Annotated in this window: 29 protein-coding genes; 23 read left to right on the top strand and 6 right to left on the bottom strand. The window is 70.8% G+C overall.

Translation table 11 applies throughout. The annotated features are described in order from the left end of the window. Positions 1-142: 142 nt before the first annotated feature. From NBT67_RS06560 to NBT67_RS06550, 3 genes are all read right to left on the bottom strand, one after another. Positions 143-439: a DUF6684 family protein gene (locus tag NBT67_RS06560; RefSeq protein ID WP_251344045.1), complete on the bottom strand. Its 297-nt coding sequence runs from the start codon at positions 437-439 to the stop codon at positions 143-145. 88 nt (positions 440-527) lie between these two features. After that, positions 528-890 (bottom strand): DUF7541 family protein, encoded by a 363-nt coding sequence (locus tag NBT67_RS06555; RefSeq protein WP_251344044.1) that lies wholly within the window; start codon positions 888-890, stop codon positions 528-530. A gap of 44 nt (positions 891-934) precedes the next feature. After that, positions 935-1,138 (bottom strand): VNG_1110C family protein, encoded by a 204-nt coding sequence (locus tag NBT67_RS06550; protein WP_251344355.1) that lies wholly within the window; start codon positions 1,136-1,138, stop codon positions 935-937. A 157-nt stretch (positions 1,139-1,295) separates the two neighbouring features. On the opposite strand from NBT67_RS06550, the gene NBT67_RS06545 reads away from it, so the two are divergent. From NBT67_RS06545 to pdhA, 12 genes are all read left to right on the top strand, one after another. Further along, a complete protein-coding gene (locus tag NBT67_RS06545; RefSeq protein ID WP_251344043.1) occupies positions 1,296-2,408 on the top strand; it encodes an OBG GTPase family GTP-binding protein in 1,113 nt (370 codons plus the stop codon). Position 2,409: 1 nt separating this feature from the next. After that, entirely contained in the window at positions 2,410-2,829 is a 420-nt protein-coding gene (locus NBT67_RS06540; RefSeq protein ID WP_251344042.1) for a TIGR04206 family protein, read from the top strand. A gap of 74 nt (positions 2,830-2,903) precedes the next feature. Beyond that, positions 2,904-3,731: a hypothetical protein gene (locus NBT67_RS06535; RefSeq protein WP_251344041.1), complete on the top strand. Its 828-nt coding sequence runs from the start codon at positions 2,904-2,906 to the stop codon at positions 3,729-3,731. 64 nt (positions 3,732-3,795) lie between these two features. Continuing rightward, the gene (locus tag NBT67_RS06530) at positions 3,796-4,581 is read left to right on the top strand and encodes a VOC family protein (protein WP_251344040.1); all 786 of its coding nucleotides are present in this window, start codon (positions 3,796-3,798) and stop codon (positions 4,579-4,581) included. An 81-nt stretch (positions 4,582-4,662) separates the two neighbouring features. Then, positions 4,663-4,944: a 50S ribosomal protein L44e gene (locus NBT67_RS06525; protein ID WP_251344039.1), complete on the top strand. Its 282-nt coding sequence runs from the start codon at positions 4,663-4,665 to the stop codon at positions 4,942-4,944. Beyond that, a complete protein-coding gene (locus NBT67_RS06520; protein WP_157688946.1) occupies positions 4,941-5,114 on the top strand; it encodes a 30S ribosomal protein S27e in 174 nt (57 codons plus the stop codon). Before NBT67_RS06525 ends, NBT67_RS06520 begins: the two co-directional genes overlap by 4 nt. Before the next feature lie 10 nt (positions 5,115-5,124). After that, positions 5,125-5,925: a translation initiation factor IF-2 subunit alpha gene (locus NBT67_RS06515; RefSeq protein WP_251344038.1), complete on the top strand. Its 801-nt coding sequence runs from the start codon at positions 5,125-5,127 to the stop codon at positions 5,923-5,925. Continuing rightward, positions 5,922-6,104, top strand: a complete 183-nt coding sequence (locus NBT67_RS06510) for an RNA-protein complex protein Nop10 (protein WP_251344037.1) — start codon at positions 5,922-5,924, stop codon at positions 6,102-6,104. Before NBT67_RS06515 ends, NBT67_RS06510 begins: the two co-directional genes overlap by 4 nt. A 5-nt stretch (positions 6,105-6,109) precedes the next feature. Beyond that, positions 6,110-6,868 carry a proteasome assembly chaperone family protein gene (locus tag NBT67_RS06505; protein ID WP_251344036.1) on the top strand — a complete coding sequence of 253 codons (759 nt, stop codon included), beginning with the start codon at positions 6,110-6,112 and terminating at the stop codon, positions 6,866-6,868. Positions 6,869-6,918: 50 nt separating this feature from the next. Next, positions 6,919-7,524 (top strand): J domain-containing protein, encoded by a 606-nt coding sequence (locus NBT67_RS06500; protein ID WP_251344035.1) that lies wholly within the window; start codon positions 6,919-6,921, stop codon positions 7,522-7,524. A gap of 37 nt (positions 7,525-7,561) precedes the next feature. After that, positions 7,562-8,263, top strand: coding sequence for a metallophosphoesterase (locus NBT67_RS06495; RefSeq protein WP_251344034.1), 702 nt, complete (start codon positions 7,562-7,564; stop codon positions 8,261-8,263). A 99-nt stretch (positions 8,264-8,362) separates the two neighbouring features. Beyond that, entirely contained in the window at positions 8,363-9,463 is a 1,101-nt protein-coding gene (gene pdhA, locus NBT67_RS06490; RefSeq protein ID WP_425498919.1) for a pyruvate dehydrogenase (acetyl-transferring) E1 component subunit alpha, read from the top strand. On the opposite strand, the gene NBT67_RS06485 is transcribed toward pdhA, so the two are convergent. Both NBT67_RS06485 and NBT67_RS06480 read right to left on the bottom strand, forming a co-directional pair. Then, the gene (locus NBT67_RS06485) at positions 9,433-10,062 is read right to left on the bottom strand and encodes a PH domain-containing protein (RefSeq protein WP_251344032.1); all 630 of its coding nucleotides are present in this window, start codon (positions 10,060-10,062) and stop codon (positions 9,433-9,435) included. The genes pdhA and NBT67_RS06485 overlap by 31 nt on opposite strands. After that, complete coding sequence (locus NBT67_RS06480) at positions 10,059-10,679, bottom strand: PH domain-containing protein (protein WP_251344031.1); 621 nt, start codon at positions 10,677-10,679, stop codon at positions 10,059-10,061. The genes NBT67_RS06485 and NBT67_RS06480 overlap by 4 nt, the downstream gene beginning before the upstream one ends. A gap of 80 nt (positions 10,680-10,759) precedes the next feature. Here NBT67_RS06480 and NBT67_RS06475 point away from each other — a divergent pair, with 80 nt between their 5' ends. Further along, entirely contained in the window at positions 10,760-11,434 is a 675-nt protein-coding gene (locus NBT67_RS06475) for a ribonuclease H-like domain-containing protein (RefSeq protein WP_251344030.1), read from the top strand. On the opposite strand, the gene NBT67_RS06470 is transcribed toward NBT67_RS06475, so the two are convergent. Then, positions 11,435-12,712 (bottom strand): NAD(P)/FAD-dependent oxidoreductase, encoded by a 1,278-nt coding sequence (locus NBT67_RS06470; RefSeq protein WP_251344029.1) that lies wholly within the window; start codon positions 12,710-12,712, stop codon positions 11,435-11,437. A 70-nt stretch (positions 12,713-12,782) separates the two neighbouring features. On the opposite strand from NBT67_RS06470, the gene NBT67_RS06465 reads away from it, so the two are divergent. From NBT67_RS06465 to NBT67_RS06420, 10 genes are all read left to right on the top strand, one after another. Next, positions 12,783-13,955, top strand: a complete 1,173-nt coding sequence (locus tag NBT67_RS06465; RefSeq protein WP_251344028.1) for a pyridoxal-phosphate dependent enzyme — start codon at positions 12,783-12,785, stop codon at positions 13,953-13,955. A gap of 80 nt (positions 13,956-14,035) precedes the next feature. Beyond that, complete coding sequence (locus NBT67_RS06460) at positions 14,036-14,719, top strand: metal-dependent transcriptional regulator (RefSeq protein WP_251344027.1); 684 nt, start codon at positions 14,036-14,038, stop codon at positions 14,717-14,719. Then, complete coding sequence (locus tag NBT67_RS06455; RefSeq protein ID WP_251344026.1) at positions 14,716-15,426, top strand: TMEM165/GDT1 family protein; 711 nt, start codon at positions 14,716-14,718, stop codon at positions 15,424-15,426. The genes NBT67_RS06460 and NBT67_RS06455 overlap by 4 nt, the downstream gene beginning before the upstream one ends. Before the next feature lie 127 nt (positions 15,427-15,553). Beyond that, the gene (locus tag NBT67_RS06450) at positions 15,554-16,243 is read left to right on the top strand and encodes a LysE family translocator (protein ID WP_256474702.1); all 690 of its coding nucleotides are present in this window, start codon (positions 15,554-15,556) and stop codon (positions 16,241-16,243) included. A gap of 43 nt (positions 16,244-16,286) precedes the next feature. Beyond that, positions 16,287-17,453, top strand: coding sequence for a M24 family metallopeptidase (locus tag NBT67_RS06445; protein WP_251344025.1), 1,167 nt, complete (start codon positions 16,287-16,289; stop codon positions 17,451-17,453). Positions 17,454-17,498: 45 nt separating this feature from the next. After that, a complete protein-coding gene (locus NBT67_RS06440; RefSeq protein WP_251344024.1) occupies positions 17,499-18,668 on the top strand; it encodes an MFS transporter in 1,170 nt (389 codons plus the stop codon). 61 nt (positions 18,669-18,729) lie between these two features. Beyond that, positions 18,730-19,467, top strand: coding sequence for a prephenate dehydrogenase/arogenate dehydrogenase family protein (locus NBT67_RS06435; protein WP_251344023.1), 738 nt, complete (start codon positions 18,730-18,732; stop codon positions 19,465-19,467). Beyond that, positions 19,464-20,855 carry a small ribosomal subunit Rsm22 family protein gene (locus tag NBT67_RS06430; protein WP_251344022.1) on the top strand — a complete coding sequence of 464 codons (1,392 nt, stop codon included), beginning with the start codon at positions 19,464-19,466 and terminating at the stop codon, positions 20,853-20,855. The genes NBT67_RS06435 and NBT67_RS06430 overlap by 4 nt, the downstream gene beginning before the upstream one ends. 39 nt (positions 20,856-20,894) lie before the next feature. Next, positions 20,895-21,683 carry a 5'/3'-nucleotidase SurE gene (surE, locus tag NBT67_RS06425; RefSeq protein ID WP_251344021.1) on the top strand — a complete coding sequence of 263 codons (789 nt, stop codon included), beginning with the start codon at positions 20,895-20,897 and terminating at the stop codon, positions 21,681-21,683. 38 nt (positions 21,684-21,721) lie between these two features. Continuing rightward, on the top strand, positions 21,722-22,402 hold the full coding sequence (locus NBT67_RS06420; protein ID WP_251344020.1) for a carbonic anhydrase: 681 nt from the start codon (positions 21,722-21,724) through the stop codon (positions 22,400-22,402). The last annotated feature ends 165 nt before the right edge of the window (positions 22,403-22,567 follow it).

Here is a 22,567-nt window from a genome sequence, read left to right as displayed (position 1 = left end):
GAACACCGTCAACGCTAACTGTCCGGTGATCTGCATGGGCGTTGCTCAGGAACGCAGGGTTAAGAAATATTCGGGACCGGTTTTCGACGGATCGGCCGACGGACGCGGCTCTCGGAGGGGCTGACGGCCGTCCGGCGGGGGGTCACTCCCCGTGTTCGTCCTCGATCGGTTCGGCGCCGTCGACGGTCGCGCCGCCGGGCATGTACACCGGACTTCCCTTCTCCGCCAGCGAGATGGCCTTGCCCGAGAGGTAGGTCAGGATCGCGAGCAAAACGAAGGGAGCGACCAGCAGTACGTACTGGAGGATCCGACCCGTCGTGCCGATGTCGAACGGGTTGAAGACGGCGTATCCGACGATGAAAAAGAGGATGATGAACAGCGGAATGAAATTCACCGTCAGATCGAGGAGCGTCTCCCGATCGAACACTTTCGTCGCCATATCCCACCCATAACACAGGCCGAACAAATAGGTTTCCATCCGGGCAGGTGGGGTCGGTCGACCGCCGCGAGCGCTCCCGTGACGGCGCTCAGACCGGTTCCCGTTTCGGGACGAACAGTTCGCCGCCGATGCCCGCGAGGGCGAGGATGACGCCGGCCGTGATGATGGCGTAGCCGCGCGTCACGAGGTTCACGTCGGTGAAGGCGAGGACGCCGCCGACGGCGACCAGGAGGACGGCGAAGACGGCGAGCGGTCGCCACGCCGTCTCGGCGTAGCCGGCCTCCCGGATCAGCCCGGTCACGCTCCCGCAGAACAGGAGCAGCCCCGCCACCGCGACGACGAACACGTCGAACAGGATGCCGAGTTCCGCGATGGGGATGCCGAGCGCGACGAAGAGCGGCCAGGGACTCGCCATCCGATACTGATCGCTCAGTCCCGGTTGATCGTCCATACGCGGCGTAGGGAGTCGACCGTAGAAAACGCTTCGACGCGTCCTCACGCGAGGTTGATCCCGTGGCGGGCGAGAAAGCGACCGACGGCCTTGATCTCGACCGGGCTGCCGACGATCCGACAGGTCGTCCCGTCGGCCGCGAAGACGGAGACGGCGAAGTCGGACTCGATGTCGCCGCGGAGTCCGGACAGCTCCTCACAGGGCAGCACGATCTGGGTGCTGTCTCGCAGCCGCTCGGGATCCGGCATCGGTTCCGTTCCCCACGTCTCCACACCACAGTATAACCGTGTCGAAACGCTATCACTTGGGGCGTGGGACCGCTTGGGGCGTGGGACCGCTTGGGGCGCGGGACCGCGCCACGCCGAAGGAACAGGTTTTTCGACGCCGCCGGCCGAGTGGCGGGTAATGGGTCTGGAGGAGGAGATCGAGGACCTCCGTGAGGAGATCGCCAACACGCCGTACAACAAGTCCACCGAACAGCACATCGGTCGGCTGAAGGCGAAGCTGGCGGAAAAAAAGGAGAAGCTCGAACAGCGGTCCTCGTCGGGCGGCGGGCAGGGGTACGCCGTCGAGAAGACCGGCGACGCCAGCGTCGGCCTCGTCGGCTTCCCCAGCGTCGGCAAATCGACCCTGTTGAACGCCCTCACCAACGCCGAGAGCGAGGTCGGGGAGTACGAGTTCACCACGCTCGACGTGAACCCCGGGATGCTCAAGTACAACGGCGCCAACATCCAGATCCTCGACGTCCCGGGGCTGATCGAGGGCGCCGCCGGCGGACGCGGCGGCGGGCAGGAGGTGCTGTCGGTCGTCCGCACGACCGACCTCGTGGTGTTCGTCCTCTCGGTGTTCGAGATCCAGCAGTACGACCGCCTCAGCGAGGAACTGTACGCCAACAAGGTGCGACTGGACACGTCCCCGCCGAACCTCTCGATCACCAAGACGGGCAAGGGGGGGCTCCGTGTGACCACGACCGACGACGTGAACCTCGACGAGGGGACGATCAAGAGCGTCCTCCGCGAACACGGCTACGTCAACGCCGACGTGACGATCCGCGGCGACTGCTCCATCGACGAACTCATCGACGGCATCCAGGACAACCGGGTGTATCTCCCCTCCATCGTCGCGGTCAACAAGGCCGATCTGATCGACAAGGACTACCTCCCCACCGTGGAGGAGGAGCTCCGCGACCACGGCCTCGATCCCGACGAGGTGGTGTTCATCAGCGCGGCGGAGGATCGCGGTCTCGACGCCCTCAAAGAGGAGATATGGGACGCGCTGGGCCTGATCCGAGTGTACATGGACAAACCGGGACGGGGCGTCGATTACGAGGAGCCGCTGGTTCTGCGGGAGGGCGAACACACCGTCGACGACGCGCTCGAGAAGCTGGGTGGCACCCTCGACGAGCGGTTTCGCTTCGCCCGGGTCACCGGCCCGAGCGCGAAACACGACGAACAGCAGGTCGGACGCGACCACGAACTCGCCGACGAGGACGTGATGCGCGTCGTCGCCCGCCGGTAGCGTGTCCGATCGTTCGGCCGCCGACCCGCTCGCCGTCCTCGCGCTCCTCGCGGTCCCGTGGTCGGTCCAGACCTTCGCGGGCGCTCGCCCACCCACGTTCGTCTTCGCCTGGGGGCTCGTCACCGTCGACCCGTTCGCCGTCACCTTCCTCTGGGACTTCCTCCTTCGCTACACGCGCGGCCTCCCGCCCTACATCACGGCGTGGCCGCTCTCGGTCGGGAGTTACCTTCTCGCGCTCGCGAGCGCGGCGGGCGGGTACGCCCTGGGGCGCGAGGACCCGCGCGTGACGGCCGGCCTCCTCGCCGCCGCCGGGGTGGCGCAGCTGACCCTCGCCCGTGGCTTCGCGTTCCAGCCCGGACGCACCGCCTGGCCGCTCGGAACGGTCGCCTGCCTGGCGGTCGCGTGGTGGGTGTACCGGTAGCGCGGCGCCGAACAGTTGAATCATTAACATTAATTATCGATAGTGACAAATACTCTCCCCGGAGGGACTACTCGATGGGAGCCGACATCGACGACCTGATCGACCGTCTGGAAGCGCTCGACTCCGAGGAGCGTCGGGAGCTATCCCGACGGATGCGCGCCGACTGGGTCCAGCGCGTCGAGGACGCCCAGCGGGCGTACCTCGACCGACTGGAGGAGGAGAACCTGGTCGGCGGGGGCGGATCGGTGTTCCAGCCGATTCCCGGGGAGGAAGCGGAGTGGGTCGAGTACTGCCGGGACCATCCGAACGACCCGATCTGTCTGCTGGGCGCCCCGCCCGCCGTCGGGGACCGACTCTCCGACTTCCTCGAGATCCGTGAGGAGTACCTCTCGCACCTCGAGGAGGAGGGCCTCCTCGACGTCGAGTCGTCGTCCGGCGGTGGGATCCGCCCCGCCGGCGGCACGTCGCGGCCGGCCGTCGGCTATCGGGGCGATCCGAGCCCGCAGCCGAGCCTCCGCACGGACTCGCCGGTGGGGCTCACGCCCCCGCCGGATCCGTGGCCGTGGCCGCCGCAGTGGCCGCCGTGGCCGTGGCCCTGGCCGGGACCGGGTCCGCGCCCGGGTCCGTGGCCGTACGCCGACAACGGGGACCCGGTGCCCCTGCCGATGGACCGCGCCGGCCGCGACGACGGCTGGGCGTCGCTCCGGGGGCCTCGGCGGATGGCCGCCGTCGATCCGCGACGGCTCACACCCGGTAGCGGGGCCGCAACGGCACGGCGAGGGCTCACCGTCCCGCCCGACGAGTGGCCGCCGTGGCCGTGGCCCTGGCCGTGGCCGGGTCCGCGCCCCGACCCGTGGCCGGTCGGCGGCGACCCGATCCCGTTCCCCGCGAGCCGCTGGTAACTGACCGGGGCGAGGGACCGCCGCTTGCGGTACGTTTTTCGGCGTCCCCGCCGTCCCCTCGCCCATGGACGGAACCCTCGATCACGTCATGATGCGAGTTTCGGACCTCGACGACTCGCTTTCGTGGTACCAGTCACACCTCGGCTACGAGGAGAAGGATCGCTGGGAGGCCGACACGTTCACCAACGTCTACCTCGGTCCCGAAGACATGCACGAGGCGGGGGCGATGCTGGAGCTCACGCACAACCACGACGGCCGGAGCTACGACATGGGCGACGCGTGGGGCCACATCGCCGTGCGCGTCGAGGACGTCTACGACGCCTACGAGGAACTGATGGCGGCGGGCGTCGAGGACTACCGCGACCCCGACTCCTGTGGCGGGAGCTACGCCTTCGTGACGGATCCGGACGGCCACGAGGTGGAGATCGTCGAGCGCGACCACGGGGCGCGCTGGAGCCTCGATCACACCATGATCCGCGTCGAGGACGCCGACGAGGCGCTCGGCTTCTGGACCCGGAAGTTCGAACACGTCCCCGCCGGCCGGTGGGAGTCCGACACCTTCGCGAACTACTTCACGGAACCCTCGGACGCGCCGCCGGAGGCGATGGCGGTCGAACTCACCTACAACTACGACGGCCGGAGCTACGACATGGGCGACGCGTGGGGTCACCTCTGTGTCCGGGTCGACGACCTGCACGACGACTGGGAGCAACTCATGGTCCGCGAGGCGGCGGACTACCGCGACCCCGCCTCCTGTGACGACATGTACGCGTTCACGACGGATCAGGACGGCCACGAGATCGAACTCCTCGAACGGGAGCGCGTGGCGCCGCCGCTGTTCCCCGAGTAGGGACGCCCCGGCCTCGCCCGCCGAGCGGACACCGAACGGGTTTTAACGCCCGACGTGAAATTCCCGGTAAGGTAGATATCTATGCAGATGCCACGCCGATTCAACACGTACTGCCCGCACTGCAACGGGCACTTCGAACACGAGGTCGAGAAAGTGCGTCGCGGTCGCGAGACGGGGATGAAGTGGATCGACCGCCAGCGCGAACGCGCCACGACCACCATCGGCAACGCCGGGAAGTTCTCGAAGGTGCCGGGTGGCGACAAACCCACGAAGAAGACGCACCTGAAGTACCGCTGTGCCGAGTGTGGGAAGGCCCACATGCGCGAGGGCTGGCGCGCCGGTCGACTGGAGTTCCAGGAATGACGGGGAACTTCGTCACCGTCGAGTGTGCGGACTGTGGCAACGAACAGACCGTCTTCGACAAGGTGTCGACGACGGTGAACTGTGCGGTCTGCGGGAGCACGCTCGCCCGGCCGACCGGCGGTCACGCGGCCTTCGAGGGCGAGGTAACCGGCACCGTCGAGGCACGCTGACACACCCACCATGAAGTACAGTGGCTGGCCCGAACCGGGCGAACTCGTCGTCGGCAAGGTCGACGAGATCACCGACTTCGGCGTCTTCGTCGACCTCGAGGAGTACGAGGACAAACGCGGCCTCGCCCACATCAGCGAGGTCGCAAGCGGCTGGATCAAGAACGTCCGCGACCACGTCCGCGAGGGGCAGACGGTCGTCGCCAAGGTGCTGGACGTCGACGAGGGATCACAGCAGATCGACCTCTCGATCAAGGACGTCAACGAACACCAGCACAAAGAGAAGATCCAGGAGTGGAAAAACGAGCAGAAGGCCGACAAGTGGATGTCCCTCGCCTTCGGGGAAGACGTCGCCGACGAGCAGTACCAGGCGGTCGCCGACGCGCTGCTCGCCGAGTTCGAGAGCCTCTACGACGCCTTCGAGTCGGCAGCCATCCACGGGAGCGAGGCGCTCGAGGACGTCGATCTGGACGACGAGGACGTCGACACCATCGTTTCGACGGCCCGCGAGAACGTCTCGGTCCCCTACGTCAACGTCACCGGCTACGTCGACCTGGAGTGTCCGAGCGGCGACGGCGTCGACCACATCAAGGAGGCGCTGAAGGCCGCGGAGGGCAACGGCGACGTGAGCGACGAGATCGACCTGACGGTGTCGTACGTCGGGTCGCCGGAGTACCGCATCCAAGTGCAGGCGCCGGACTACAAGCGCGCGGAGTCGGAACTCGAAGCCAGCGCGAAGCGCGCCAGCGAGGCCATCGAGGCCGCGGGCGGCACGGCGCGGTACCACCGCGAGCGCGAGACCGACGACGAATGAAGGCGGACATCCGGGTGTGTGGCTCGTGGCGGGAGCGCCACGACCGCCCGGTGTACACGCTCGGCGAGGCGTGTCCCGAGTGCGGTGCCGAGGCCGTCAACAGCGCCCCGGCGCCGTTCGATCCTGCGGACCCGTACGGGAAGTACCGACGCGCTCTTAAGCGCCGCGAACGCGAATAGCCGGTATGGACGCCATCGAGATCGAGACGGTCGCGGAGTCGGAGCTATCCGATCCGGTGTTGATCGAGGGGTTGCCCGGCGTCGGTCACGTGGGGAAACTCGCCGCGGAGTACCTGCTGGAGGAGTTCGAGAGCGAACTCGTCCGCCGCGTCTACGCCGACGAGTTCCCCCCGCAGGTGAGCATCGACGACGAGGGGGTCGCGGAACTCGTCTGTGCGGAGTTTCACGCCGTCGAGACCGGTGGCCGTGACCTGCTCGTCCTCACCGGCGACCACCAGGCGGGGAGCAACGCCGGCCACTACCACCTCACCGAGTCCTTTCTCGACGTCGCCGAGGACCTCGGGACGGACCGACTGTTCGCCCTCGGTGGCGTCCCGACCGGCGAACTCATCGAGGAGTACCACGTCCTCGGGGCGGTGACCGACGCGGACCTGAAGGGGGAGCTGGAGGCCGAGAACGTGGAGTTCCGCGAGGACGAACCCGCCGGCGGCATCGTCGGCGTCAGCGGCCTGTTGCTGGGGCTGGGTGGCCGTCGCGGCCTCGACGCCGCCTGTCTGATGGGCGAGACCAGCGGCTATCTGGTCGATCCCAAGAGCGCCCGTGCGGTGCTTGAGGTGTTGGAGTCGGTCCTCGGGTTCGAACTCGACTACGCGTCCCTCGAGGACCGCGCCGAGGAGATGGAGGAGGTCGTCGGCAAGATCCAGGAGATGCAAAACCAGAGCGCCCAGGTGCCGACGGACGACGACCTGCGGTACATCGGATAGGCGCCCCCGCCGCCGAGAAGTTCTTTACCGCGGGCCGCCAACGGGGTCGCGTGGCGCTGGAGTGGCTTGAGCTGTTGCCCCCGTGGTTGCTCGCCGGGGCCGGGATGGGCGTCGTCCTCACGCTGCTGGTCGCGGGTATCTTCGTCGTCGGCGACCGCCTGTTTCCCGCCCCACCGACCGACCGCAGTCGGCGGATCGACGGGACCGACCGCCGCCGCGCCGAGATCCGGCAGTACCTCGGTGCCATCGGCGAGCGGTACGTCGAGGACGCGACGGTTCACGAGGAGTCGGTCGCCTTCTACCTGCCCGAACGGGACGTCGCGGTCACCTTCGACCCCCAGGCCTACTTCCGCATCGAGCGGGCGGGGACGGCGGCCGTCCTCTGCGAACACGAGATGCCCGGTTCGGCGCTCGGTCGTCGCCTCCCCTTCGACGTGCCGGGAGCCGGGACCGGATCGGGGCCGACCACGGCCGGCGGGCCGTCGGTCGGCGCGGCGTTCTCTCACCTCGGCCTCCAGCCGACCGCCGACGCCGACGAGGTGCGGGCGGCCTACCGCCGTCGCGTGAAGGACGTCCACCCCGACCAGGGCGGCGACAGCGAATCGTTCCGACGCCTCCGCGAGGCCTACGACACGGCGAAGGAGCACGCGGACTAGCGATACCGCTTAGTCCGTCCGGCCCCGTGAACGCCCCGTGCCGACGCCCCGAACCCACGGCCGGGCGGCCTACCTCCCGGCGACGGCGACGCTCGTCGTCGCCGACCCCCACGTCGGCCGGGCCGACGCCGCGAACGTCGGCCCGTTGCTGGACGAGCGTGCGGACCTCCGGACCCGACTGGCGGCGGCCATCTCGGCGACCGACCCCGCGACGGTGGTCTTCGCCGGCGACCTGCTCCATCGGTTCGGCGCGCCGACCGACCGGGCGGTCGACGCGCTTCGGGACCTGGCGGGCCTGGTGCGTACGGCGGGGGCGCGCCCCGTCGCGGTCGCCGGCAACCACGACGGCGGCCTCCACGACGCCTGGCCGGGCCCCGTCCACGACGCCCACCGTCTCCCGGACGGGACCGTCGTCTGTCACGGGCACGAGGTCCCCGGAACGGACGCGGAACGGTACGTCTGCGGACACGTCCACCCCGCGATCACCGTCGCGGGGCGCAAGCGCGACTGCTTCCTGCGGACTGGGGCGTCCCGCGACCGGCCGACCCTGGTGGTGCCGGCGTTCTCGACGGTCGCCGCGGGGGTCCGGATCGAACGGCTGGAGCGCGTCGACTCGCCGCTGGTGCCCGACCTCGATGCGGTTCGGCCGGGCGTGGTCGAGGCGGGGGCGGGCGAGGAGGGCGCGGACGGGGCGTTGTGGTTCCCACCCCTCGACGACCTGCGGCCCCACCTCCGGTAAGATTTACTCGGCGGAGGTTCTCGACCGACGTATGCAGGGACGGCCAGGACCACGGCGGAGTCACCGACACCGGAACGGTCGACGGCGCGCGCGGGGTGACTGACCGTGGACTACGAGGAAGGGGAGTTCGTCCGGGTGCTTGACGAGGACGGCGTCCCCGTCGACGAGGACGCGGTACCGGACCTCGACGACGAGACGCTCCTCGGGATGTACCGCGACATGCGCCTGACCCGTCACTTCGATCAGCGGGCGATCAACATTCAGCGACAGGGTCGCCTCGGCACCTTCGCCTCCGGCGCGGGCCAGGAGGGCGCGCAGGTGGGGTCGACGTACGCCCTGGCCGACGACGACTGGATCCTCTATCAGTACCGCGAACACGGGGCGGTCGTGGTCCGCGACCTGGACGCCGGCTACCTGTCGTACTGGATGGGCCACGAGGCGGGGAACGCGACGCTCGCGGACAAGCACGTCTTCCCGCTCAACATCACCATCGCGGACCACCTGCCCCACGCCGTCGGGATGTCGTGGGCGTCGAAGCTGAAAGGCGACGACCGCGCGACGGTCGTCCACTTCGGCGACGGCGCGACCAGCGAGGGCGACTTCCACGAGGCGATGAACTTCGCGGGCGTGTTCGACACGCCGACGGTCTTTTTCTGCAACAACAACGGCTGGGCCATCTCGGTGCCCGTGGAGCGACAGACCGCGAGCGACACCATCGCGGTGAAGGCGGACGCGTACGGCATGGCGGGGGTCCGCGTCGACGGGATGGACCCCCTCGCCTGTTACAAGGTGACGAAGGAGGCCGTCGACCGGGCGCGCGACCCCGACGAGGACGAGGACCGACCGACGCTGATCGAGGCGGTCACGTACCGCTACGGCGCCCACACCACCGCCGACGACCCCAGCGTCTACCGGGACGAGGAGGAAGTGGAGAAGTGGCGGGACCGCGACCCGCTGGACCGGTTCGAGTCGTTCCTCCGGCGGACCGACCGACTGGACGACGAGCGCGACGCGGAGATCCGTGCGGCGGTCGAGGATCACGTCGCCGCGGTCGTCGAGGCCGCCGCCGAGGTGGAGGCCGACCCGGCCTCGATGTTCGATCACGCCTACGCGGACCTGCCGCCGGAACTCCGGCAGCAACGCGCCGGCTTCCTCGACATCCTCGACCGCTACGGCGACGAGGCGTTCGTCCGGGACTGATCGTCGTCGTCGTCGGCCGTCCCGTCGGTGAGGTGGTCTTCGATCCGTTCGAACGCCTCGCGGGTGGCGCGGACCTCCTCGATCAGTTCGGCCAACTGGTCGGCGCTCGCGGGCGCGTCGCCGCCCTCGCCGTCCTCGTCCCGTCCGCCGTGCCGGCGCTGGAGTTCGGTGATGCGGTCGCGCACGGCCGGGGCGTCCGGGATGCCGTCGAAGGAGATCTCGGCGCCGCTGCTGCCGGCGGTGCTGATCGAGATGGTGCCGTAGTCGAACTGCTTGCCCCAGAAGCTCCGCGTGAACTCCGTGTTCTGGATGCGGTCGAGGTCGACCGTCTCGATGTTGGTCGAGAGGATCCCCGTCTTGACGTACAGCGACTTCGTCGTCACGACGTACTCCGTGTTCTCGATCCGGTAGTAGGCGAAGGGCACCCCCAGCAGGATCAGGAAGCCGATCAACACGACCGTCAGGACGAGGCCGGTCGCGATGGTGCCGTAGAGGGTCTCGAACGCCGGCTGTCCGGTCCAGACGATCTCCTCGTCGGGATCGAGAGTGAGCCAGTCCGGGTTCGCGGCGTCGTCGGCCGGCGCCTCGGTCCCGCTCATCCGTCGCTCACCTCCCGGTCGAGGCGGTCGGCGGCCGAGCGCAACGCGCCGACCTCCGCCAGGAGCGCGTCGGCCGTCGCGGCGTCCAGTCCGGCGGGGCGGCGTTCCCGCCGTTCGCTCCCGTCGGCGCCCGCCAGCCGGCGGAGTTCGTCGCGGGCCGCCTCGGGGTCGTCGAGGTCCGTCAGGCGCAGGTCGACGCCGTCGGAGCCGGCGGTGCTGATCGAGACGGTGCCGTAGTCGAAGAGGGTTCCCCAGACGGACTTGTCGAGGGCGGTCCGCTGGACGTTCGCGAGGCCGATCCGCGTCACGCGCGTCGAGAGGACGCCGCGCTTGCGGTAGCAGTTCCGGTCCGTGAGGACGTACTCGACGTTCACGGTCCGGAGGTACGACGCCGCGGCCGCGCCGACCGCCGGGAGGGCGAGGAGGGCGGCGCCGGCGACCGGAATCGGTGTCGGGAACATGCGCGTCCGTAGGGCGACGGCGGCGCCGACGGCGAGGACGACGATCCAGAGCGCGGCCGCGACGACCGTCGGCAGGACGCGACGCACGCGGGGTGCGCCCCGCCAGACGACCGTCTCGTCGGTGTCGAGCGAGAGCCAGTCGGAGGTGGGGACCATACCCCCGATTCGCCCGGCCGGCTTGTAAACGTTGACGGGAGACGCCAACTTCTTGAGGGATCGAGGTGCCATCGCTACCGATGCGATTCCCCCGCGACCCCCCGGACGCCGAGACGGTGGCGACGGTGGACATCGAGACCACGGCCACGAACCCGCAGGACGGCGAACTCGTCTCCGTCGGCGTCGGCGTCCACGAGCGAGCGGCGCCGCTGACCGACGCGACCTACGAGACGTTCCACCGGGACGGCGACGGCGAGGTGTCGCTGATCCGAAGAGCGATGGATCGCCTCGACCGGAGCGACGCCGACGCGCTCGTCACCTACAACGGGATCGAGTTCGACCTGCCGTTCGTCGAGGGGCGACTGGCGCGTCACGGCGCGTCGCTCGACCTGCCGGCGATCACGGCCGCGGAGACGCACGTCGACCTGTTTCCGGACCGCCGGGATCGCGCCGAGGAGCGCGACGAGCCGTGGCCCAGCCTGGAGGCGTGTCTGGAGTCGTACGGCTACGCGCCCGCGAAGACGGTCTGGCGTGGCGACCCGGTCACGAACGGCGTGTTCGGCGACGAACTCGGCCCGGCCTACCTCCGGACGCTCGGCACGGAGACGGGCGACCGGTTCCGGGAGACGCTCGCCGCGGTCATCGATCACTACCTGCGCACCGACCTCGAGGCGAACCTGGCGCTGTTCTACGCCGACGTCGGGGAGCCGTTCGAGTCGGCCTATCTGGGCACCGAAAGTCGATTCGACGGGTAGTCACAGGTCCGCGAGCACCGCCTCGGCGGCCTCGCGGCCGCTCCGCATCGCCCCCTGGATGGAGGACCACGCCGTGTAGTCGCCGGCGAGGTAGACACGACCGTTCGGGTCGTGGGCGTCGGGCAGGTCGTCGTGGACGCCGGGGGGCTGGGCGAACTGCGCGAACTCGATCCGGTCGGTGTGGACGTGTTCGAGCCCCCCGAAGCGGCGTTCGGGGAACCAGTCCGCGAGCGCCTCGCGCGTCGCGTCGCGGAGGGCCGCGTCGTCGGCGTCGAGCGCGTCGTCGCCGAGGAAGGTGGCCGCGAGCAGCCGCCGGTCGTCGGGGGCGTACGTCGGCGCGACGGCCGAGAGCGGCACGACGGCGTTCGGTCGGTCGTCAGCGGCGTTCAGGTGGATCTTCCGGGCCTCGTCCAGCGAGGGGCCGTCCGGCAGGGAGCAGTACGCGGTGACGGAGGGGCGGGCCGCCGTCGGAATCGACGCGACGCCGGTCAGCCGTCGCGCGGTGCGCGGGTCGGTGGCGACGACCGCCGCGTCGGCGTCGAGGGTCCGGCTCTCGGCCTCGACGGTCGCGCCGTCGTCGTCGCCGGAGACGGCAGCGACCGGGTCGTCGAGGCCGATACTCGCGCCCGCCTCGCGGGCGCGCTCGGCCAGTTGTGCGGGGACGGCGGCCATCCCCGCCGCGGGCAGGGCGATCAGCCCCTCGCTCATCGCCTTGAACGTGTACTCGAAGACCCGCTTCGACGTGGACAGGGAGCGATCGAGGGTGATGCCGCCGTAGAAGGGGGCGACGAAGTGGTCGACGTAGGACTCGGAGAACCCCCAGTCGCGGAGGTACTCGTCGATGGGGGCGTCCGAACCCTCGAAGACGGTCGCCTCGTCGCGACTCCCGACGTGCTGACGGAGCGCGAGCGTCCGGAGTTTGTCGGTCGTGGTCACCTCGCGGTTGAACAGGGTCTGTGTGAGCGACAGGGGGTCACGGAGAGGGTCGGAGAGCACCGATCGCTCGCCCGGGCGACAGATCACCGCGCCCGGGGAGAAGGACTGCAGGTCGAGCGCCCGGAGGTCGAGTTCCTCGCGGACGGCCGGGTAGGCGGTGAAGAGCACCTGAAAGCCTCGATCGAGGGTGAAGCCGTCCCGGCGGCGGGTTCGCACCCGGCCGCCGACCTCGTCGCGGCGTTCGAAGACGGTGACCTCGGCGCCGGCCTCGGCGAGGCGTCGCGCGGCGACCAGCCCCGCCAACCCGGCGCCGGCGACGGCGACCGTCGGTGTGTCGTCCATACCCGGCGGTCGGTCGCGTGGCTAAAGAATCCATGGACAGGGATTTGCCCCTCCGGTCGCAACCGCCGGCATGGACACCTCCGAGACCCTCCTCGGCCTCGACTGCACGGCGACCGGCGAGCGGTACGCCCCGGACCACGTCGGCCGGAGCGACGTCGGCGCACCGCTCACCCCGGCGTACGACCTCGACGCCGTCGACCCGGCGGCGCTACCGGCCGATCCGGACTCGCTGTGGGCGTACGACGCCCTGTTGCCCGTCCCCGCGACCGACGCCGTCTCGGCGGGCGAGGGGGCGACGCCGCTGCTCGACGCCGACGGCCTCGCCGCCGACCTCGGCGTCGGGTCGGTCCTCCTCAAGGACGAGGGGCGGAACCCCACGGGGACGATACTCGACCGTGGCCTCTCGGTCGCGGTGACGATGGCCGCGGCGAGTGGTGCGGACCTGCTGGCGCTCGCGGCGCCGGGGAACGCCGGCCAGTCGGCGGCGGCCTACGCCGGCCGGATCGGGACCGACTGCTACGCGTACCTCCCCTCCCGCGCCCCCTTCCCGAACAAGGCGATGGTGAACGTCCACGGCGCGGACATGCGCGTGATCGGCGGGCGGTATCCGGACGCCCTCGACGCCCTCGACTCCGATCTGGTCGCCGACTGGCACTCGCTCCAGGAGTTCACGACCCCGTACCGCCACGACGGCTACCGGACGCTGGCCTACGAGGTGGCCGGCGCGCGCGACTGGACGGCGCCGGACGCCGTCGTCGTCGCCGTCGGCACCGGCGAGACGCTGGTGGGGATCGAACGCGGGTTCCGCGACCTGATGGAACTCGGCCTGACCGACCGGGTGCCGCGCGTCCACGCCGTCCAGGCCGAGGGCTGTGCGCCGGTGGTCGAGGCTCACGACGCGGGCGCGGACGCCGTCGACCCGGTGGCGTACCCCGACACCATCTGTGGCGAACTGGAGATTCCCGACCCGGCGGGCGGGTCGCTCGCCCTCGACGCACTCGACGGGAGCGGCGGCGACGCGGTGGCCGTCGCCGACGAGGACCTGCTGGAGAGCGCGGTGGCCCTGACCCAGCGACTCGGCACCGAGGTGGGCGCGACTGGCGGCGCCGCCGCGGCGGGGGCCTGGGAACTCGCGGAGCGGGGCGCCCTCGACGACGACGGGACGGTCGTGCTGATCAACGCCGACGCCGGGGTCAAGACGGCCGACCTGCTTCGGAGCCACCTGATGGGACAGGGCGTCTGACGGGGTCGCGCGGCCCCCACCCCGCAGTTCGACACGACACCCTTATTGATTAGACGGGGCTAAATCCGACAGACAGAGCGATGCTCAGCGACGCGATGGAGGATTACCTCAAGGCGATCTATCGGCTCCAGTCCGAGGAGGGCGCGCCGGTGTCCACCTCCGCCATCGCCGACGAAGTCGGCAAGACGGCGCCGACGGTGACCAGCATGGTCCAGAAACTCGCGGACCGGGGCCTGCTGGAGCGCGAGAAGTACAAGGGCGTCGAGCTGACCCCGGAGGGTGAGACGGTGGCGCTGGAGGTGCTCCGCCACCACCGGCTGCTGGAGGCGTACCTCGCCGAACACCTCGACTACTCGTGGACCGACGTCCACGAGGAGGCCGACGCCCTCGAACACCACATCTCCGAGGAGTTCGAGCGGCGGGTGGCCGAGGCCCTCGGCGACCCCGAGGTGGATCCACACGGCGATCCGATCCCCAACGCGGACCTCCACCCCCTCGAGGGCGACGAGACGACGCCCCTGAGCGACCACGAGTCGGGCGACCGGGTCGTCGTCGGTCGGGTGCGCGACCGCGACGAGGAGGAACTCGCCTACCTCGACGACGCGGGCATCCGCCCGGGGACGGAACTGGTCGTCGTCGACGTGGCGCCGTTCGGCATGGTGACCGTCCGGATCGGCGACGACGAACAGAGCCTCCCCGAGTCGGTCGCGCGGACGATCCGCGTCCGGCCCGCCGACGCCCCCGAGGAAGTGAGCGACGCGTGACGGGGTGGCTCGAAATCCTCACCGTCGCCTTCGTCGCCCAACTCGTCGTGTTGCCCGGCGAGAAGGTGCAGTTCATCATCGCTGGGCTCTCGACCCGCTACAACCCGCTGGTGGTCGTGAGCGCCGCGGGGACGGCCTTCGCCGGGTGGACCGCGATCGAAATCGTGGTCGGCGAGGCGCTCCAGCGTGCGCTCCCGGCGGTCGTCCTCGACGCGTTCACGGCCGCCCTGTTTCTGGTCTTCGCCGTCCTGCTCTACCGCTCCGCGCCGTCGAGCGGCGACGCGGAGGGCGTCGACCCGGCGGCGACCGACGGCGGCGTGACCTCGCTGTCCGAGGACTTCGAACCCCAGGTGTTCGGCCGGGAACTCCCCGACAGCCTCGGCGGCTTCGTCCCCATCTTCGCGATGATGGCGGCCGGGGAGTTCGGCGACAAGACCCAACTCGTCACCATCGGGCTGGCCGCCCAGTACGGCGCCCACCCCGCCATCTGGGTCGGCGAGATGCTCGCCATCATCCCCGTGAGCCTCGCCAACGCCTTCTTCTTCCACAAGTTCTCCCACCGCCTGGACCTCCGGAAGGCTCACCTCTTCTCCGCGGGGCTTTTCGCCTTCTTCGCGGCCGACACCGTGCTGAGCATCCTCACCGGGTTCTCCGTCTGGGAGACGGTCGTCTCGACGGTGTCGACGGCCGTGCTGACGCTGCTCTGACACGATTGTTGTAACTGTTCACCGGTGGTTCGCCGTGACGATCCGGCGAACCACTGGTACTGACGTACAGTAAACCGTATGAGACGAGTTCGGAAGCGTTTTTCTCGCCGACGGCGTGGTGTGGTCCGTGCCGAGCCCCCTCCCGTCGCTGCTGGCAGGCGTCGTCTTCGGCCTCGCCCTCGCCGCCCCGCCAGGGCCGATGAACGCCGTCATCGCCGAGGAGTCCGTCAACAACGGCTGGCTGGCCGGCGCCCGGACCGGCCTCGGGGCGATGACCGCCGACGCCGTCTTCTTCGTCTGCTCGCTGCTCGGCGTCGTCACCTTCGTCGAGCGCTTCCCGAGCGTCCGCGCGGCGATGGTCGGCGCCGGTGGGCTGCTCATGCTCTACTTCGCCTACGGGGCCGCGTCGGAGGCGCGGCGCGACGCGGACGCCGTCCCGACGGACGGCCCGGCCGTCCGGGCGGCCACCGGCTTCCGCAAGGCGTTCGTCCTGGCGCTCACCAACCCCTACCAGATCCTCTTCTGGCTGACCATCGGCGTCGGCCTCCTCGAGCCCGGGGAACTCGACGTGCTCTCGTATACGCCCTACCTGGGCGCCGACCTCGCGGGACTGCTGGTGGTCCGGACGGGGAGTCCGGCCCTCATCGTCGGCTTCTTCCTCGGCATCGGCCTGTGGATCACCGGCTTCCCCGCGGCGCTCCGGGCGGCCCAGCGACGCGTCGCGCGGTTCGCCCCCGTCGTCGCCGGCGTCAGCGCCCTCGTCCTCGCCGGGTTCGGCGTCGTCTTCCTCGTCGACGCCGTGCGGACGCTGACGTAGCGCCGACCAAGCGTATTTGCCGCCCCGACTCCGACGGAGGGGTATGGATCCGGATCTCTCCGCGCTCGACGCCGCACTCGGCGACCTCGACGGCTACCTCGTCGACGCCGACGGCACCGACTCGACCCAGCGCTACCTCTCGGGGTTCGACGCCCCCGATCCCTTCGTCACCTGCTACACGCCCGACGGGATCCACGTCCTCGTCTCGGGGCTGGAGTACGGCCGCGCGCGAAAGGACTCCCGAGCGGACACCGTCTCCCGCCTCTCGACGTACGACTACCGCGACCGGGTGAGCGAGGCGGGCCCCGTCGCCGGCAGGGCGGCCGCCGTCGCCGACTTCCTCGACGACGTCGGGGTGGGGTCGGTGGCCGTCCCCGCGCGCTTCCCCCTCGGCACCGCCGACGGCCTGCGCGAGGCGGGCGTGACCGTCGACGTCGACGACGCGGACGCGGTGACGCGGATCCGCGCCGTCAAGACGCCCGCGGAGGTCGACCACGTCCGTCGGGCCCAGCGGGCCAACGAGCGGGCGATGGCGACCGCCGAGTCGCTGATCGAGTCCGCGACGGTCGTCGAGGGCGTCCTCCACCGCGACGGCGACCCGCTGACGAGCGAGGCGGTGCGCCGGGAGATCGAGCGGACGCTGCTGGAGGAGGGGTGCGCGCTCGACGAGACCATCGTCGCCTGCGGCAGCGACGCGGCCGACCCACACGACCGGGGGTCGGGCCCCCTGCGCGCCGACGAACCGATCGTCGTCGACATCTTCCCCCGCGACAAGGAGACGCGGTACCACGCGGACATGACGCGGACCTTCCTGCGGGGCGAGCCGAGTCCGACGCTGCGGGAGTGGTTCGACCTGACCGACGAGGCGCGGCGGGCCGCCCTCGACGCCGTCGAACCCGGCGTCACGGGTGCGGCGGTCCACGACGCCGCCTGTGACGTCTTCGAGGCGGCCGGGGTGCCGACGCTGCGCAGCGATCCGGACGCGGAGACGGGGTTCATCCACAGCACCGGCCACGGCGTCGGCCTCGACGTCCACGAACTGCCGCGGGTCGCCCCCGACGGCGACGAACTCGACCCCGGGAACGTGATCACGGTCGAACCGGGGCTGTACGACCCCGACGTCGGCGGCGTGCGCATCGAGGACCTGGTCGTCGTCACCGAGGACGGCCACGAGAACCTGACGGAGTACCCGGTCGAACTGGTCGTGTAGCGCCGGTACCGCAAAGCACTTCGCCGCGGTCGATCCAGACCCGGTGTGAACTGGCGGTATCGCCACACGGTCCTCGGCCTCTGTACGCTCGCGTTCGCCGCCACGATGCTGGCGCGACTGGTCATCAGCCCCGTCGTGCCCGACGTGACCGACCACTTCTCCGTCTCGACGGGTGCCGTCGGCCTCGCGCTCTCGGGCATGTGGGCCGCCTACGCGCTCACGCAGTTCCCGTCCGGCATCCTCGGCGACCGCTTCGGCGAGCGACGGGTGATCCTCGCGTCCGTCGGCGTGACGGCGGCCGCCAGCCTGTCGCTCGCGCTCGCACCCACCTTCGCGGTCTTCGCCGTCCTGACGGTCGTCCTCGGCGCGGGCGCCGGCCTCCACTACAGCGTCGCCACCTCGCTGCTCACCAAGGAGTTCGACGACATCGGCCGCGCCATCGGCATCCACGTCGGGGGCGGCCCGCTGGCGGGCCTGATCGCGCCCGTCGTCGCCACCGCCGTCGCCGTCCGCTTCGGGTGGCGGGCCGCCATCGGCGTCGGCGCCGCCGTCGCCGTCCCCATCTTCGTCACCTTCGCCTGGCGGATCGAGCGGACGCCGCCGGAGCGTCCCGACGAGTCGATGCGCGACCGCATGGCGATCCGCCCGCTGATCGGCCTGCTCACCCGCCCGCCCATCGCCTTCACGACCCTCGTGGCCTTCCTCGGGGCGTTCGCGTGGCAGGCGACCGCCTCCTTTCTCCCCACTTTCCTCGTCGCCTTCCGCGACCTGTCCGGGACGAGCGCCGGCCTGCTGTTCTCGGCGTACTTCGTCGTCAACGGCCTCGGGACGCCCACCATCGGGTGGGTCTCCGACCGGATCGGGCGCGACGGCGCCTCGATCGCGACGATGGCCTGCGGCGTCGTCGGCTACGCGCTCCTGGTCGTCGGCCCACGGATCGCGCTCCTGCCCGCCATCGTCTTCGTCGGCGTCGCGATGACCTGGGGCGCCCCGCTCCAGTCCCGCTATTTCGACAAGTTCCGCGCGGACGAGCGCGGCGCCGCCTTCGGCCTCGTCCGCACCGCGTACATGGTGCTCGGGGCGACGGGAAGCGTCGTCGTCGGCGCCCTCTCGGACGTCGCGGGGTGGGCGGCAGCCTACGGCCTCCTCGTGGGCGTGACGGGCGTGGCGCTCGCGCTCCTGGTCGGCAATCGCGTCCTCCGACTCGACCTCTGAGCCGACCACCGACGCCACCCGCACCGAACCCCTTTTGAGCGGTCGGGAGGAAGCCACGCGCATGGATCTGCTGGTGGTCGGCGCGGGCGAGATGGGCCGCTGGGTCGCCCGGACCGTCGACCGACCCGTCGCCCTCGCCGACGTCGACGCCGCGGCCGCGGAGCGGGCCGCCGCCGACGTCGGGACCGACGTGCGGGCGGTGCCGACGGACACGACCGAGACGTTCGACGCGGTCTGTCTGGCCGTCCCCATCTCCGCCGTCGCCGCGGCCGTCGAGCGGTACGCGCCCAACGCCGAGCGGGCGATGTGCGACGTGAGCGGCGTGATGCGGGGGCCGGTCGAGTCGATGCGCGAACACCTGCCGGACCGCGAGCGCGCGTCGATGCACCCCCTGTTCGCCGCGTCGAACGCCCCGGGCAACGTGGCCGTCGTCGCCGACGCCCCCGGCCCGGTCACCGACGCCGTCCGCGCGGACGTCGCCGCCGCCGGCAACCACACCTTCGAGACGACCGTCGAGGAACACGACGCCGCCATGGAGACGGTGCAGGCCGGTGCCCACACCGCCGTCCTCGCGTACGCCCTCGCGGCCGCCGACGTCCGCGAGGAGTTCGCGACCCCCGTCTCGGCCGGGCTGGACGACCTCGTGGCGACGGTGACCGGGGGGACGCCGCACGTGTACCGCGAGATTCAGGAGACCTTCGACGGCGCCGACGCCGTCGCCGAGGCCGCCCGCCGGGTCGCCGACGCCGAGGGCGAGGCCTTCGAGGACCTCTACCGGGAGGCGGGTGGCGAGGGATGATCGACCGCGAGGCCGTCCGGTCGAACGCCAAGTACCTCCGGCAGGTGCGGCCGATCGACCCCGAGGAGGTCGCCGAGTACGTCGACGGCCACCCGCATCCGGCGGTCGTCCGGCGGGTGCTCCGCGAGGAGGCCGCCGACCTCGGCCTGTTCGAGCGCGACGACGGCACCTTCGTCCCCGCCGCCGAGGACCCCGTCTCGCCGGCCGACTGGTCGCCCACGCGCCTCCCCGACCGCTACGTCGACGCGGTCGAGGACCTCCTCGTCGCCCGCTACGGCGCGAACTGGCACCGCGGCGACGCCGGGGACCGCCTTCGAGAGGTGATCCGGCGGCTGAAGGCCGACTACTACCACCAGAATCCGGTCGAGTACGACGAGGAGGTGGCGCTCGGCTACGCCATCTACCACCTCCCCGACTACTACGCGGCCGTCGGCTACCCCCTCGACGACCTGGTCGAGCGGTCGCTCCTGCCCCGCCGACTCCGCGTCCTCGACGTCGGCGCGGGCGTCGGCGGTCCCGCCCTCGGCCTCTTCGACTACCTGCCCGAGGACGCCGTCGTCGACTACCACGCCGTCGAGCCCAGCGCCGCGGCGGACGTCCTCGACTCCCTGCTCGCGACGACGCGCCGGAACGTCCGCACGACGGTCCACCGCGAACGGATCGAGGAGTTCGAACTCGACGGGGCGTACGACCTGATCCTGGCGGCGAACGTCCTGAGCGAACTCGACGACCCCGTGTCGGTCGTCGAGCGGGGGCTGGACGCCCTCGCCGACGACGGGACGCTCCTCGCGCTCTCGCCCGCCGACCTCGAAACCAGCACCGGACTGCGGCGGATCGAACGCGCCGTCGCCGCCGACCCGGACGTGACCGTCTACGCGCCCACGCTCCGCCTGTGGCCGGGCACGGCCCCCGAGGACCGCGGCTGGTCGTTCGACGAGCGCCCGCGGATCGAGGCGCCGCGACTCCAGCGCCGCCTCGACGACGCGGGCGACGACCCCGGCACCTTCCGCAACGAGACGGTGAAGTTCTCCTACTCGCTCCTCCGGACGGACGGGACGCGGCGGGTCGACGTCCGCGCCGACCCGTCGCGGCACGCCCGGATGGCCGACATGGAGCGCCACGTCACGGAACGGATCGACCTGCTGGCGGTGAAACTCAGTCGGAACCTGGCGGACGGCGGCAACCCCCTGTTCAAGGTGGGCGACGGGAGCGAGCGCCTGGAGCACTACGCGGTGGTGACCCGGGAGTCGGCGCTGAACCGAGCCCTCGCGGCGGCGGAGTACGGGGCGGTCCTCCGGTTCGAGAACGCCCTCGCGCTCTGGAACGACGACGAGGGGGCGTACAACCTCGTCGTCGACGACGAGGCGGTCGTCGACCGCGTCGCGTGAAGCGGAGCGCCTAACTCGGCGGCCGCCCGAGGGGCGGGCATGGACCAGCCACACGTCCTCCTGACGAACGACGACGGAATCGACTCCGTCGGGTTTCGGGCGCTCTACGACGCACTCTCGGCGTTCACGGAGGTGACGGCCGTCGCCCCCAACGGCGACCGGAGCGCCGTCGGGCGCGCGATGTCTCGGGAGGTCGACGTCGAGGAACACGAGTTGGGGTACGCGATTCACGGCACGCCCGCGGACTGCACCGTCGTCGGTCTGGAGGCGCTCTGTCCCGACGTGGACATGGTGATCGCGGGCTGTAACCGCGGCGCCAACCTCGGGGCCTACGTCCTCGGGCGCTCGGGCACCGTCAGCGCCGCCGTCGAGGCCGCCTTCTTCGACGTGCCCGCCATCGCCGTCTCGCTGTACGTCCCCGGCGACGACGGCGAGTGGGAACACGCCGCCGACCGGCGGCGGGACTACCGCAACGCCACCGAGGCGACGGCCTACCTCGTCGAACACGCCGTCGGCGCCGGCGTCTTCGATCAGGCCGAGTACCTGAACGTCAACGCTCCCATCCACCACCCGGGCGAGGACCTCGCACCCCTCGAAATCACGGAACCCTCGACGCTGTACGACATGCGCGCCGAACGCGACGGCGAGCGGATCAGCCTCACCGACAACGTCTGGGCGCGGATGCGCGAGGGGAACCTGCCCGATCCGCAGGGGACCGACCGCCGGGCCATCGTCGAGGGCCGCGTCAGCGTCTCGCCGCTCACGGCACCCCACTCCACCCAGCACCACGAGGCGCTCGACGCCCTCGCGGAGACCTATCGGAGTTAGCGGAAACACCTTTGACCGACGGTTCGTACCCGAGAGCAATGCATCGAACGTTCGTCGACCTCCTCGACCGGAACCTCGATCACGCCGACGCGTTCGCGGATCGATTCGACGACGTCCAGACGGCTCAACGCCCGCCGGTCGTGACCGTCTGCTGTTCGGACTCGCGCGTCCTGCAGGACCACATCTGGGGGAACGACACGCCCGGCCACCTCTTCACCTGTGGCAACATCGGCAACCGCGTCGTCGAGCGGACGGCCGCGGGCGACGTCGTCTCGGGCGACGTGCTCTACCCGATCGCACACACGGGCACCGAAACCGTCGTCGTCGTCGGCCACACGGGCTGTGGCGCGGTGACCGCGGCGTACGAGGACCTGACCGGCGGCGTCGACGAACCGCCGGGCATCGAGCGGTGTCTCGGCCTGCTGGAGCCACCGCTGGAGGCGGGGGTGGCGGCGCTCCCGGGCGGACTCGACAGGGCCACCGCGGTCAACTACCTGGTGGAGTACAACGTCGACCGGCAGGTCGACTTCCTCGTCGGGAGCGACGAAATCCCCGACCGGGTCGACGTGATCGGCGTCGTCTACGATTTCCAGGACGTCTACTCGGGGCGGCGCGGCGAGGTCCACGTCATAAACGTCGACGGCGAACGCGACGCCGACGACCTGCGGGCGGCCCACCCCGATATCGCGTCGCGGATCGAGCGGCTGTGGGCGTACTGAGCGCGACCCCGTCCCCCGACCCGCCCGGACGTCCCCCGCGGCGGTTCGTCGGTGTCCGCTCGGAAGACGCCGACGACCCCGACGAGTGAGGCCAACGCGACGACGGGCGCTCGTCGAGAAGCGCGGGCATCGACTTCGAGACTGCCGACGCTCTCGTCCCTCCAC

Source organism: Haloplanus sp. GDY1 (genome assembly GCF_023703775.1).
Classification (GTDB): domain Archaea; phylum Halobacteriota; class Halobacteria; order Halobacteriales; family Haloferacaceae; genus Haloplanus; species Haloplanus halophilus.
Note: the sequence above shows the minus strand (reverse complement) of the source record. Positions and strands in the feature narration are given on the sequence as shown.